This window comes from Pseudomonas sp. 51_B, assembly GCF_017491595.1.
Lineage (GTDB): Bacteria > Pseudomonadota > Gammaproteobacteria > Pseudomonadales > Pseudomonadaceae > Aquipseudomonas > Aquipseudomonas promysalinigenes.
In genome coordinates, this window is record NZ_JAFGYW010000417.1 from 1 (window position 1) to 443 (window position 443).

Genomic DNA, 443 nt, shown 5'->3' on the forward strand with positions numbered 1-443 from the left:
ATGTGCCTGATACAGCGCTTTCGCGAGCAGGCTTGCTCCCACCTTGGTTCGTTTGCAATCAAGCGATTTTAAGCGCCCTCAGCACAGGCAGCGTTTGCTCGGCAAACACCTGCGCCTGTGCGGTCAACGCAGCGATATTGGCTTCAGCGGTGAGCAGCGGTTGGCCATTGTCGACCAGCACTTCACCTTGTTCGCTGATCACCCCCCACGCCAGTTGCGCCCATTCGGCCGGCTGCTGTTTGCCTTGCTTGATCGAGATCAGGAACAACTGCTGGAAGCGGCTGACCGTCACGCCACCACCGGTGACCGGGCTGGCCAGGGTCTGGATGTTGGCGCCGTACAGCGAGCGTTTGCACAGTTGCAGATTGAGCGCGGCGCAGCGACCGCTGACCTGCGCCTCGGCGGCCTCGCTTTGGCACGGAGCGACCGCGCCCATACCGATC

1 pseudogene is annotated in these 443 nt (G+C 62.3%); it reads right to left on the reverse strand.

From position 1 onward, the window contains the following. Nucleotides 1-58 precede the first annotated feature (58 nt). A pseudogene (locus tag J5M56_RS25515) lies at nucleotides 59-443 on the reverse strand (methyltransferase); the annotation flags it as partial.